Below are 13,637 nucleotides of genomic sequence, written 5' to 3'. Positions count from 1 at the left end.
GATACAGGGAAAAATCAACCAGAGGAGAAATGAGGAATATGGTTACACCAGCTTGTTTTGACTATATAAAATTAAGAGCCGTATCATGGTGATAAATAAATGCCGGCATTAATATTTGCCAAGCTTTTGCGATAGCTGTGTTTAGCAGAAACGATATCCATACTCCTCCTTATTTGCCGTCAACAGAAAAAGTTAAGCCATAGAACATCCGACTTTTCTTAAAACCGTTTCATAGTAAGCTTTAAATGCCTTTTCCGGATGATCACTGCGCAAAAAAGACATGTGTGCACAGCTATTAAATCCCCAGGTATAAAAATCTCTTATCCCGTTTTTCCACCCAATTTCCACTGCACTGCAAATATCACTTTCTTTCCCTCCAGGAATACGGAAATTCTGGATATATAACTGCGGCTTTGTTCCTGTCCTTCCCGCAATATCCATGGCTGCTTTAACATAAAAATCAACAAATTCTTCAGCTGCAAACTTTGATCCCGCCCAGTAAGGATCTGTGGCAAATGTCTCCACGGCTTCAAGCCCCGCCGCCTTTTCCCACTCGGGCGGAACGATCAGTTTCTCCCGGTTTGGAAAAAAACAAACAATATTTTTCACGCCAAGCCCAAATGCATACTTGGACAGCTCATCCAAAAAATCAATCATCACATCCTTGCGAAATTGTTCAATATCCTCATTCCATTCTGCAGGCATATCGCATCCAAACGCTTTTATAAAAGAATCCCGGCAAGCCTCACACCGGCAGGTCCATTCATTCTGTCCGATAAAATACCAGCCGCCTTGCCCGGCCCAATGGGGCTCATCCCAAAGAATATAATCTGCACCCATCCCACTGACTGCATCCGCCCATTTCTTCATAAATCCGCGAAAAACCGGGTGATTAAAACAAGCTTGCGGCAGTCTTTTCCCTTCCTGTGTCACCTGGCATGCTTCCGGGTGATGAATATGAAATTCCGAAAATGCTTCCCCGCCAAATACCAAACCAATTGACCATGGACTGACGGTTACAGTAAAACCGATCTCTTTGGAAAGCTGAATAATCTCCTCCATGGTGCCCCGGTAAAATTTTAAATCATTTTCGGAAACAGTGTGCAAAATGTCGGTGAATCCCTTCGCTTTCAGCTCTTTTAAATCTCTTTCCACATGCTGGATCATGCGGTTGCCAAAATAGCTCACACCCATTGTTGCCATGCCGTTCACCTCCATTATTTTTTCAGCTTCTCCAATGATAAATCTTTTATTGAAAGGTCTCCTCCGGGAACGCCGATTTTCAGCCTTTTAACGCGCCAGCTGTTAACCCTTTGATAAAATGTTTGGAAGCAATTAAATAGAAAATAAGCGGCGGCAGAATGGCGATCGTCAGCGCAGCAAATGCTGTCGGCCAGTCAGACTGATACTGGCCAAAGAAAGTTGCCAAACCAAGCGGCAATGGTTTTAAATGGTCACTGCTGATAAATATCAGCGGGAAGAAAAATTCATTCCAAATCGGAATAAAGTTAAAAATTGCCACCGTCGCAAGGGCTGGCCGCAGAAGCGGAACCCATATCGAAAAAAGAATCCGGGAGTCGGATGCCCCGTCCATATGGGCGGATTCCTCTAGCTCCCTGGGCAATTCAGCCATAAACCCGGCGATGATAAATACAGAAATAGGAATTGTCATCGCAATGTATATAAATATTAAGGCCCAAAGCGTGTCAAATAACCCCAAACCATTTATCACCTGATACAGATTTACTGTAGCCAGTCTGGTAGGAAGCATAGCACCAATTATAAAATAGAAATATACCATCCGGTTTCCGAAGAAGGAGAATCTGGATAAAGGATAACTTGCCATTACCGTTACAAGCAGCAGGACAAACAACGAAACAAGGGTAATAAAAATGCTGTTTCGGAAAAATATCGGAAAGTCCCCTGTCCGGAGCACATACTTATACCCTTCAAAATTAAGCTCAGTCGGCAGTCCAAACGGATTGACGAGCACCTCCATATTTGTTTTCAAGGAGGTAATAATCATGACAAACAGGGGGTAAATGACGACAATCGCTGCAATAATCAGCAAAAGGTAAGCGAACAAATCCAGCACTCTGTCTTTTTTTCCCTTAACCATATCAGTTTTCCCCCTTTTTTCTTACATGGGACAGGTATAAAAATGCGCCAATGGCAAAGGCAATAAACAGAAACGTCATTGTGGCAATGGTTGCCCCGAGCCCCATTTGCGGCATTTGTCCGCCGGCTCCGCCAAACGCGGTCCGGTAAAAAAATGTCCCCAATACATCGACTGCATAATTTGGTCCCCCCGTGGAGCCTACCATCGCATAAACAAGGTCAAATTGGTTGAAAACACCCATATACGTCATGATTGTGACAATACCAATGACCGGCACCAGCGGCGGCAAAATAATATCTTTAAAAACGCTCCATGCGTTGGCTCCGTCAATTTTGGCAGATTCAAACTGCTCCTCGGGAATGCTCTGGATACCCGCAACAAATAACATCACCATCAACCCTGTATACTGCCACGCGTTCACAAGGGCAACAGTCGGCAGCGCAAGGGATTCAGAACCAAGCCAGGCACGTGTCCAGTTTTCCAAACCAATCGCACTCAGTATTTCATTAAGCACTCCAATATTCGGGTTAAGCATGATGGACCATACAAACCCGATCATCAGCAGCGATAAAGTGACCGGAATAAAAATGACAGTACGGAAAAAGCCGGTCATTTTCAATCCCCGTGTTAAGGCAAGTGCCAATAAAAGTGCCGTCACATTCTGAAAAACCATCGTATAGGCAAAAAACTCAAAAGTATTCCCCACGGCATTAAAGAACCGCTCATTGTAAGGCGCTTCAAAAAGCAGGCGGTAGAAGTTATCAAACCCGATAAAGGCCATGTCTCCTATCCCGGAAAATTCATAAAAAGATACTCTCATTGACAAAATGAGGGGGATAAGCATAAATCCTGAATAAATTAAAAATGCCGGCACAATAAACCATAATAATTTCTTCCTGAATTTCATGGAGCTCCCCCTTTAAGTCTAATATGTCAGCGTAGGGCTGATTCCCCGGGGGACGGCTAATCACCGAACAAGCCTTTCCCCCTTTAATGTATGGACGGATAATGCCAGTTCCTGCTGCAGTGCACTTTATCCAACTTTACTGAAAAGGTTCATACCAGGATGATAAGCCTTCCTGCATATTCTCCGCAGCCTCTTCCGGACTCAAGGCTCCTTGTAAAACCTGGGATATGTTTTCCATCTGGAGGGTCCCCATCGTCGGATCCCCTGCGTTTAAACCTTCAAAGGCCAGCCCGACAGCATAATTCTCATTATTTTCTCCACCGGCTTCCAGCCATTTCCTGTTTGTTGGATCTTCAATTTGGTCCACGGGAATATCGCCGGGAGGAAATTGGCCGGGCAGCAAGTTCAGCGTCAAAGCCTGCGCATCCTCACTCATAAGCCAATTCAGAAAAATTCTTGCTTCCTCCTGGTGCTCCGATGCTGCATTAATGCCAAGACCGGCACCGCCATTAAAGCCTACCCATCTTTGATCCCCGCTGTTTTCAACGGGAGAAGCGAACATATCAATATCAAATGTAATTTCATCCTGATCCAGATCCGTCAGTGCCCAGGAACCGGTTACCCAGATAGCGGCATTTTCCGCCATGAACATTTGCAGCGCATCCACATAACCGATCCCTTCCAGGTTATCCGGCATATATTCACTCCACCGGGTAAGGTTTTCCAGAAAAGCAACATACTCCGGATCTGTTAAACTATTTTCTCCGGCCAGCAGTCCCTCTCTCCATGCTTCACCGCCGACAAAGCTCGGATAAAATCCGCTTCCGACGATTTCATCCACAACCCAATCATCTGCCGTGCCCAGTGCCAGCGGGGTCACCCCTTCCTGGCTAATATCATCAAGAAGTGCATAAAATTCCTCCCATGTTTCCGGTTCTTCCCAGCCATTTTCCTCAAACATCGTTTTATTATAGAGGAAACCATAGGAAACAAAATTAAAAGGCAATGCATACAGTTCATCTGTTTCACCGGATGTATATATATCCTTTTGAATGTCATCGACTACAGCAAGATTTTCAATGTCCGTCTCAGTAATCACTTCCAGATGTCCTGCATCATAAATGTTTTCCCCAAGGGCAAAGGGCCTAACAAAGAAAATATCTGCAGCCGTGCCTGTACTTAGCTGTGTGTTTAATGCCGAATCATATTCCGGGGCAGTAGTAGGCTCAAAATTGATATGGATATCCGGATATTCCTCATTAAATGCAGCGATAATTTCGTCAAATTCCTCTGTATCCCCGCTCCGCCAGCTGAAAATATCCAAGGTAACTTCCTCATCGCTTCCTGCTTCCGTATCGTCATCAGTCCCATTTTTGGATTCGGCACCAGTATCTTCTCCATTGCTGCAGGCGGCAAAAACGAATAGGCCAGCCAGCAGAAAGAACAATAATTTCTTCATAAATGTAAACCCCCTCTTATAATAAACATCCTAAATTAACTGTCTTCGAAAAAAGTTTTCAAATGAGGCTTGTTCGCCTCAAACAAGTCATGCATCACCCTGTCCGCCTTTTCGAACGAACCGATCAGCGGGTGCAGGGTTAAGGCCTGGATGGCTTTCCCCCTGTCACCGTGAACAGCTGCCTCTACTGTCAGCTCCTCATAAGCATTGACTGCCTGCAAAAGGCCTCTTATTTGCGGGGAAATCTTCCGCTCCTCCACTTGTAAAGGAACAATACGGTGTTTTTCCACCATACAATTCACTTCCACACATGCATCATCAGGCAGGCAGGAAATAGCCCCATTGTTTCGCACATTGACGGTATGAATATTTCCTGTGTTTAAATAAATGGATGTAATCAGATTTACGGCCGCTTCCGAATAGAAAGCACCCCCTCTTTTTTCCAAGGATTCCGGCTTTTCTTCCAGTTTTGTATCGGCATATGTCTGAAAGAGCTCCTTCTCAAGCTTCATCACCTCATCTGCCCGGGTTGTCCCTTTTTTGAGCTCTTCTTTTTGTTTGTGCAAGATCATATCTTTCTGGTAATAATAACGGTGATATCCGGATGGGATTGCCCCCAGGCTTTGCAGAAATCCGGAATCCCAATCAAAAGCCGGAATATTTTCTGCCTGATACGTTTTTTTCCTGCCTGATAACACGTCCTGCAATTTCGATTCACCGTTTATAAAAAAGTCTACAATCCAATTCAAATGGTTAATCCCGGCAAAATCGATACTGACGGCATCCATGGATACTCCGTAGTATTGAGCGAATGTTTTATAAAAATTAATGGGGTTATTGCACAAGCCGACCGTTTTTACATTGCTGTACTTTAATGATGCCTCCGTAATAATGCCTGCAGGGTTGGTGAAGTGAAGCAGCCATGCATCTGGTGCCAGTTCTTCTATGTCCCTGCATATATCTAGTATTACAGGAATTGTCCGGAGCGCTTTCATGAAGCCGCCTGCCCCGGTTGTTTCCTGGCCGATTAAGCCGTGCCTGATCGGAATGTATTCATCCTGTTTTCTCATTTGCAGCTGTCCAACGCGAATCTGAGTAATAACAAAATCAGCATTTTCAATGGCCTTCCTTCTGTCAAAAGTGGCAAATACTTTAAAAGGACGGCCTGCCTTTTTCACCATTCTATTCGCTAAATAATAAATAATATCCATTTTTTCTTTGCCTTCTTCAATGTCACACAGCCAGACTTCTTCCAAAGAGAGATGGGTGGCATGTGAAATTAATCCTTCTATTAGTTCAGGCGTATACGAAGAGCCGCCGCCAATTACGGCAATTTTCGTTTTATCCATCCAAATCACTGCCTTTCATAGCTGAGTGTAATGATTGCATCAGGTGTTGTTTTACTTTCCCATTATCGGCATTTTTCCCAATGGCCAGTAACGCCGAGCCGATGACCGGTTCTGTTTTCAACTTTGTTACATTTGCATTTAGATGTGAATGACGGAGCTTGGACAAAAAGGCATGATACATGAGATCCCTTTTTGACTTGGTGATGACGCTGCCGGCCAGCACTAAAGTGAACGGTTTTGCTGACAGCTTCATTTTCCCGGCCAGCGCTTCCGCGGATAAAACGAGTTCAGCTGCCTGTTTTTCTATTAAACGTATGGCAGGTTCATCACCTTGCTCTCCTGCTTCAAAAAGCAGGGGCGTCAAATGGACAGGAATACTTTTCTTGTTTATAAGATAGTATTCATACATTTCACTGATATGCTTAAAACCGAGTTCATTTAAGACAAGGTCTGACAGCAATGTTTTTGGCTCTCTGCCTTCTGCACTGCGAATAACCAGTCTGAAAATTTCTTTGGATAAATGATGTCCGCCGCCAAAATCCCCAAAATTATAACCAAACCCGCCCACTTGATGAATATTTCCTTCATGATCTCTGCCGATCGCATTTGTTGCTGTTCCGCAAATAAGCGTCATACCAAAAAAGGAAGCATCTGCTGCTTTAAGGGCAATTAATCCGTCATTGTAAATCATGCAGTTTTCAAATCCCAATTTGCGAAGGATGGATTTTATTATAACAATGTCTTGGGTGGTATCTGCTCCAGCCAGACCAAAACAGGAGCTGGAAAGCATGCTTTGTTCTATCCCGGAAGAGAGGAGCGCTTCATCTGTTGCTTTCTTTAATGCTGCCTCTGCATTTTCCCGGCTGATTTGGTGGTTGCTGTTTCCACCCGCCCCAACCCCGATTACCATGCCATATTCATCGGTAACGATTGCCAGTGTTTTTGTTCCTCCTCCGTCAACGCCAAGATAGTAGGACACTTCTTCACCTCTTTCTATTATTTTGTAAAACTATTTATAGATGTTCTGAAATCCCAATGGGCAGAATATACTTGTCATGACTTTTTAATAGGGTGGTGTGAAATTGTCCGTGATAGATTCCAGGTTTTATAAAATATTGGATGAAATAACAAGTATAGTTATTTTGCAGTTTCTTTGGATGGCTGCCTGTCTGCCTGTTATTACAATTATTCCTTCCACTGTTGCTTTATTCGCATGTATAAGAGGAAAATTCTTTAGAGGGTCTGACAGCCTGATCCGCAGGTTTTTTAAAGAAATTAAAAAGGAGTTCTGGAGATCAAATCTGGCGGGTATACCTTTAATTATTATTTTCATCAGCCTGTCCCAGTATTATTTCATTTCCGGTTCTTCCGTTTTGGAGCTTCTTGTTTTCGCAGCTGTAAGCATGATGCTGACGATATATATACTGTTTCTGCTTCATTTGACTGCAGTTCATGTTCATATGACATTTAATGGAAAGGAGCTCTTCAAAAACAGCTTTCTGCTCGTCTTTTTTCAGCCGTTAAAGTCTATAGCCGTAATGCTTGTTATTGTATGCATTCTGCTGTTGTCATTCTACTTGCCTATTTTGTTCTTTCTTTGCACGGTGTCACTGATCGGGTATGTATCCGTCTATTTCATTTTAAGCAAATTACATGGATTAAAATTAAATCAGGAAGCGGATTGATCTGCCGGAATGGCTTATGTTCAGAAAGGGTAGAGTACTATGATTTCCGGACTATTCTCCTAAGATATTTCCGGGAGGTCCTATGTATCTTTAATACTTTATTACTGTTTTTCCAGTATGTTACTGATTCACCTTTTTTTCGCCATAAAGTGATGTTATAATTTTATATACAATTTGACAGTGGAAACAACTTAGAAATTCACATTATTATCCTGAATTTTACAAGCGTAAGGTGGTGAAGGGTAAGGGTGAATTTTTTTATTTCATGGATAATATAGGGATCGGATCATTAACAGGAAATATAAATGCGACTTAATTTCAGAATATTAAAACCTGGATGGCGAAGTGAATAAATCCTGGTGTGTTAATGGTTCAGGCAAAAGATCATGCAATGACTGTCATCACAGCATAGAATCTGCTTCCGGAATGCAACCTGCCGCGGGGCTGAGGGGTCTTAAGCGTTATTCGAAAAAAATGGCGGAGGAGTGTTTTATGTGAGAACGTGGAAGACTGTCATGATAGTTTCACTGGTAATGGTATTTTTTGTACTTGCTGTTTCGTCTTCAGAGACAAGCTCGAATGCAACGGACAATAATAAAAATCAGGGTAATAAAGGAAATCAGCGCGTGACCCCGGGAATCGAAGTATTAATGAATGATCATCTCGATTGGGTTGAGGGCAAACAGGTCGGGCTGGTAACCAATATGACCGGTGTATCAACGGAACTCAAAAGCAGCATTGATCTGCTGTACGACCATCCTGATGTAGAGCTGACGGCATTATATGGTCCCGAGCACGGAATAAGAGGAGACCGTGAGGCAGGAGAATATGTAGAATCGTATGTAGATGAAGAGACAGGCCTGCCTGTATACAGCCTATATGGTCCTACCTGGGTGCCGACGGAAGAGATGCTTGAGGACGTGGATGTACTGTTATATGATATCCAGGACATTGGATCGAATGTGTACACCTATATTTATACGCTTGGATTCGTCATGGAAGCGGCGGCAGCGCATGATAAAGAAGTAATTGTGCTTGACAGGCCGAACCCTATCGGCGGATCAAGGGTGGAAGGGCCGGTACGTTCTGAAGACACAGTAAGCTTTATGGGGAGGTTTTTGCTGCCTGTCAGACATGGGATGACAGTTGGTGAACTGGCTGTCATGTGGAATCATGAATACAGCATGGGCGTTAATTTGAAAGTAGCTGAAATGGATGGATGGAAACGCGATATGCATTTTGAGGACACAGAACTGCCCTGGGTGCTGACTTCGCCTAACATTCCAACGAAAGAAACAGCCTACTTATATGCCGGAACGGAACTGGTGGATGATACATCATTATCTACCGGGCTTGGCACAACCAAGCCATTCGAATTGCTTGGTGCTCCTTGGATCCAGGGAGAGACTCTGGCAGCAGAAATGAATAATCGTGAAATAGATGGTGTAAAGTTCAGGTCAGCTTATTTCACTCCAATGTTTAGTAAATATGAAGGTGAATTGGTCGGCGGAGTGCAGGTTCATATCGACGATCCTGCCGAAATAGACCTCGTGGAGCTGGGTCTGAATCTAGTAGATGCCATGCGGGATCAAAACCCGGAAGAGTTTGAAATGACACCTAGTTATGCAAACCTGATTGGCGATCCGGAGGTCCCGGACATGATCATGGATGACGTGCCGGTGGACGAGATTATCGCCTCCTGGGAGGATGAGCTAGATACCTGGGTAGATGAGGTGCGGAATCAATATTTAATGTATCCGCCATATGACAGCGGAGCACAGCCATATCAGCCGGATGGCGTACTGGGTATTCTGCCATTGGATCTGACGGCTTCTGTCGGACAGGAAGTTGATTTAACGGTAAAGGGTTATGACCAGCACGGTGAAGCGCTGGATATCGATCCTTCCGAAATCGAATGGACAGTATCCAATGATATTGGCTATGTGGAAGATGGCGTGTTTCATGGCGAAAATGAAGGGACAGGTACAGTTACTGCTGTATATGGTGATTTTGAAGCCAGCAGGGAAGTGGAAGTTTCCGCTACCTACGTGGAAAACATACGCTACGGCATCCATCCGGGATATACAAGAATAGTTTTGGATTTAAACAAAACGATTAATAATCATGAAATTACGGAAGAGGAAGGCAATCTAAGGGTGGAAATCCCATACGGTGAAATTGCCGGTGATCTGGATGAAGAAGGAGGAACCATTGAAATTGCAAATAGTCCGGCCATATCATCGGTGGATTATGCCGAGGAAGACGATATGTTTGTTGCCGTATTAAACCTGGAACAGGATAATATAGAATATGAAACACCGGATTTCTCTTCAAGAATAGTGATTGATGTAATGCATTGATAAAAAGGAAAAGCACACGCCCTCATACCATGCGGTTATGAGGGCTTTTTCCTGTGAAATTTATTAAATCTTTTAATCGGGTATTTACCGGACAGTATAGGGAAAAGTGGTGCCGCTCAAGCTTTGCTGCAGGATTTTAACTGGCTGCATGTATGGCAGAACGGAAAATTTGTACTCTTTTGGCGGGCAATGCTGGGAAAACCACAGCGTATGGAACGCGGCTATGCAAAAATGACAAGGAGATTTATATGGTTATTTCAGTAGATTTAAAATACTATTACAGTCCCTGGAAAATCCTGCTTTTCTTTTTTCCTGCAAGAGGGGAATGGTATAATAGCCTATAAAATCAGATCAGCAAAATATGGATAAAGGTGTTGAAAGTATGGCGGAGAACAAAGCGAAAACAAATTATTGGGCCATTGCAGGGTTGATTCTGGGTGCCATCTCTACATTTATTATAGAAGCACCAATTACACCACTTTTAGCTGCCGGCGCATTGGTGATTTCCGCCGCCGGGATCTATGAGGCGAGGAAAACGGAGCAGGGACTTGCCTATGCGGCAGTTGGTTTTATTTTAGGGTTGTTTGTCCTGGTATATTACTTTTATGCAGGGTAGATTTCAGTAAAAGTGCAAAAACATTTAGACTGGGGGAGAGGTAAAATGAAAGCGGTTGTGCTGAAAGATAAAGTGCAGTTCGGTGAGGACAGAAAAGCGCCTTTATATGTGGAAGAAGTGGAAACACCCCAACCCCGTAAAGGAGAAGTGCTCATCCGTCTGCGTAACGCGGCTTTAAACAGAAGAGATGTATTTATCCGGTATGGTGCCTATCCGGGCATTGAAGTGCCATCTATTCCGGGAAGCGACGGAGCGGGCATCGTGGAAGCAGTGGGAGAAGGTGTACAGGGATTTGAAAAAGGAAATAAAGTGGTAGTCAATCCGCAGATGGACTGGGGGGATAATCCGGATTTTCCCTCAAAAAAACAATCCATATTGGGTGTCCCAAGGAATGGTACCTTTGCCCAGTATGTGACAGTTCCCGCAGAGAATGTGTTTCCGAAACCGGAGCATCTTTCCTTTGAGGAAGCTGCTGCACTGCCGCTTGGAGGATTGACAGCTTACCGGGCGGTAGTTACGAAAGGAAAAGTGAAGGAGGGCGACACCGTCATTATTCCGGGTATTGGCGGCGGGGTAGCGAACTTTGCCCTGCAGATAGCTGCTGCCAAAGGGGCGAAGGTGTACGTCACATCGAGCAGTGATGCAAAAATTGAAAATGCTGTAAAGGATGGGGCTTTCGGGGGAGTGAATTACACATCGGACAACTGGGTGAAAGAACTAAAAGAGTTGTCAGGCGGAGCGGACGTGAGCATTGATAGTATTGGCGGAGAAACGTTTAACGATTTAATCAGCCTTGCCAAACCCGCCAGTAAGATTGTTTCCTTTGGTGCTACACGCGGGCCTGTCAACAATGTGGTCATGCCGCGGATTTTCTTTAAACAAATGGAGATCCATGGGACAACGATGGGGAACCCGGCAGAGTTTAAGGATATGTTATCCTTTTACAGCAACCATAAACTAAAACCTAAAATTGATAGTGTTTTTCCGCTGGAGAAGATCGAGGAAGCCAGTGATAAAATGGACCAGGGGAGTTTATCGGGGAAAATTGTGATATCCATACCGGAATAATCATTTGAGGCAGGTTCATTAGCATAAATAGGGAATCAATATCCAGGATGGTATAGCTTATCCTGGTTCTGAAAAACGTTGGTCGGTAAAATGATCGCAAATAAGTATGCCCCCTTCCACTAAAAAGAGTTATTGGAGCGGTCAGCGAGGGAATGCCTGTGCTTGAAGTCTCCTGGACAGATTGTCGGGACGGTCAACAGTTGGATTTTGTACCTTGACCTACTTGAGCCGCGCTCTCAGGGTGTTCAACGCAGGTTTTATGTTGTATGACCACCCTGAGCCACGCTCTCGAGTCTGTCAACGCGGGTTTTCTGTATCATGACCACCCTGAGCGGTGCTCTCGAGTCTGTCAACGCGGGTTTTCTGTATCATGACCGACCTGAGCCGCGCGCTCAGGTCGGTCAACGCAGCAATTTCTGTTCATGACCACCCTGAGCGGTGCTCTCGGGTCTGTCAACGCGGGTTTTCTGTATCATGACCACCTTGATCGACGCTCTCGAGTCGGTCAACGCGGGTTTTCTGTATCATGACCACCCTGAGCGGTGCTCTCGGGTCGGTCAACGCAGCTATTATGTATCATGACCACCCTGAGCCACGCTCTCAGGTCGGTCATCGCAGTACTTCTGTTGCATGACGTCCTTGAGCCAATTTCTCAGGACGGTCAACAACGAAGAATCGCTTTTTGAGATATCCGAGACTGGTTACAACCAGGTGCCAGCACCTGATAAAATCAAAACATATCAGAAAAAAATTGCCGCGATTACAACAGAGGTTTTGCTGATTCAATGATAAGTATTCCTGACCATTTACAGCGGCAGCCAATAAAAAGTGATCGGTAAGCAAGAATTTAATGATGCGAAAAAGCCCCATCCCATCTCCATACCTGCCAAGAAGGTAAAATGGTATCAGGTACCACTGTTGGGGAATAATGTGAAGAAGGAAATTATCGTCTTGCTGAAAGGTTGATATGAAAATGAAACGGTTATTGAATTGTACGGCGTCTGATTTTGCAAATATGAATGGGACGCAGTTGAGACAAGCAATTGAGGCTTCGGAAGGAAGGGTTATGCTGTCTGAGGTAATTTGTTCTACAAGACCATATTTTCCGGAGTTGTCGAATGCGGAATTTGCGGCTGCATTTGGAGCTGATATGATTTTATTAAATGTATTTAATGTGGATGACCCGAAGATTGAAGGAATACCTTCAGATCATCCGCAGCATGTTATCAAGAACCTGAAAAAACTGGTTGGCCGCCCTGTCGGTATCAATCTGGAGCCGGTTGATCCGGAAGCAGACAATGCAGAGGTGCTGGAGGAAATCCCAAAAGGACGTACCGCAAACCGTGAATCACTGGAAAAAGCAAAACAACTCGGCGCAGATTTCATCTGCCTGACCGGTAATCCGAAAACAGGTGTCACCAATTCAGCTATTATAGAATCAGTCAAGCTGACGAAAGAAATTTTTCAGGACGACATCCTCATCATTGCCGGGAAAATGCATGGGGCAGGAGTGAAGAATGAGGCAGGAAGTGGTCTGGTTAATGCAGAAGTGGCGACGGATCTTGTTCAGGCAGGTGCTGATGTGGTGCTGCTCCCGGGTGCGGGCACTGTTCCGGGTACGACGCTGGAAAAGGTAGAACAGCTGGTGCAGATGGCCCATGAACAAGGTGCCCTGGCTCTAACGGCGATTGGTACAAGCCAGGAAGGCGCAGCAAAAGAAACGGTTCAGCAAATGGCCTTAATGAATAAAATGGCAGGAGCGGATATTCATCATATCGGTGACGCCGGAGAACATGGCATTGCCGTGCCGGAGAACATTATGGACTACTCCATAGCCATTCGCGGGAAACGGCATACGTACGTACGAATGGCTGCATCTGTGAATCGGTAAGTAAATGGACAGAAATGACAAGTAATGGGGAAAAGGACTGAACTGTATTAATATTAGCGTATTTAGCGCTGGTCCATCAGGATGCTTGATCATTCCCCGGCCGAACAGGTAAGGATATTGCTGACTATCCTATAGCGATAACCGATGCCACAGAAAAAAGAGGCTGCAAGCAGAAACAGCCTC

12 protein-coding genes are annotated in these 13,637 nt (G+C 44.6%); 6 read left to right on the top strand and 6 right to left on the bottom strand.

Annotation, left to right across the window (positions count from 1 at the left end; genetic code table 11):
- Positions 1–192 precede the first annotated feature (192 nt).
- The 6 genes from GHD25_RS02790 to GHD25_RS02765 form a co-directional block, all read right to left on the bottom strand.
- Positions 193–1,203 carry a hypothetical protein gene (locus tag GHD25_RS02790; protein WP_164214820.1) on the bottom strand — a complete coding sequence of 337 codons (1,011 nt, stop codon included), beginning with the start codon at positions 1,201–1,203 and terminating at the stop codon, positions 193–195.
- Positions 1,204–1,282: 79 nt separating this feature from the next.
- Complete coding sequence (locus tag GHD25_RS02785) at positions 1,283–2,119, bottom strand: carbohydrate ABC transporter permease (protein ID WP_164214819.1); 837 nt, start codon at positions 2,117–2,119, stop codon at positions 1,283–1,285.
- Position 2,120: 1 nt separating this feature from the next.
- Positions 2,121–3,026, bottom strand: coding sequence for a carbohydrate ABC transporter permease (locus GHD25_RS02780; RefSeq protein WP_164214818.1), 906 nt, complete (start codon positions 3,024–3,026; stop codon positions 2,121–2,123).
- Positions 3,027–3,162: 136 nt separating this feature from the next.
- Positions 3,163–4,485, bottom strand: coding sequence for an ABC transporter substrate-binding protein (locus GHD25_RS02775; protein WP_164214817.1), 1,323 nt, complete (start codon positions 4,483–4,485; stop codon positions 3,163–3,165).
- Positions 4,486–4,520: 35 nt separating this feature from the next.
- Positions 4,521–5,834, bottom strand: a complete 1,314-nt coding sequence (locus tag GHD25_RS02770; protein ID WP_164214816.1) for a 6-phospho-beta-glucosidase — start codon at positions 5,832–5,834, stop codon at positions 4,521–4,523.
- A complete protein-coding gene (locus GHD25_RS02765) occupies positions 5,827–6,813 on the bottom strand; it encodes a BadF/BadG/BcrA/BcrD ATPase family protein (protein WP_164214815.1) in 987 nt (328 codons plus the stop codon). The genes GHD25_RS02770 and GHD25_RS02765 overlap by 8 nt, the downstream gene beginning before the upstream one ends.
- A 109-nt stretch (positions 6,814–6,922) precedes the next feature.
- Here GHD25_RS02765 and GHD25_RS02760 point away from each other — a divergent pair, with 109 nt between their 5' ends.
- The 6 genes from GHD25_RS02760 (at position 6,923) to GHD25_RS02735 (ending at position 13,454) form a co-directional block, all read left to right on the top strand.
- Positions 6,923–7,519, top strand: a complete 597-nt coding sequence (locus GHD25_RS02760; RefSeq protein ID WP_240452202.1) for a YesL family protein — start codon at positions 6,923–6,925, stop codon at positions 7,517–7,519.
- A gap of 494 nt (positions 7,520–8,013) precedes the next feature.
- On the top strand, positions 8,014–9,879 hold the full coding sequence (locus GHD25_RS02755; protein ID WP_240452194.1) for an exo-beta-N-acetylmuramidase NamZ family protein: 1,866 nt from the start codon (positions 8,014–8,016) through the stop codon (positions 9,877–9,879).
- Between the two features lie 361 nt (positions 9,880–10,240).
- Positions 10,241–10,495 carry a hypothetical protein gene (locus GHD25_RS02750; RefSeq protein WP_164214813.1) on the top strand — a complete coding sequence of 85 codons (255 nt, stop codon included), beginning with the start codon at positions 10,241–10,243 and terminating at the stop codon, positions 10,493–10,495.
- 45 nt (positions 10,496–10,540) lie between these two features.
- Positions 10,541–11,563: a zinc-binding dehydrogenase gene (locus tag GHD25_RS02745; RefSeq protein WP_164214812.1), complete on the top strand. Its 1,023-nt coding sequence runs from the start codon at positions 10,541–10,543 to the stop codon at positions 11,561–11,563.
- A gap of 828 nt (positions 11,564–12,391) precedes the next feature.
- A complete protein-coding gene (locus GHD25_RS02740) occupies positions 12,392–12,529 on the top strand; it encodes a hypothetical protein (protein WP_164214811.1) in 138 nt (45 codons plus the stop codon).
- Between the two features lie 7 nt (positions 12,530–12,536).
- The gene (locus GHD25_RS02735; protein WP_164214810.1) at positions 12,537–13,454 is read left to right on the top strand and encodes a DUF7916 family protein; all 918 of its coding nucleotides are present in this window, start codon (positions 12,537–12,539) and stop codon (positions 13,452–13,454) included.
- Positions 13,455–13,637 lie beyond the last annotated feature (183 nt).

The sequence above is a fragment of the Virgibacillus aidingensis genome, from assembly GCF_010994035.1.
GTDB lineage: Bacteria > Bacillota > Bacilli > Bacillales > Amphibacillaceae > Virgibacillus_N.
The sequence above is the reverse complement of the archived record's forward strand: the minus strand, read 5'-3'. Positions and strand labels throughout refer to the sequence as shown.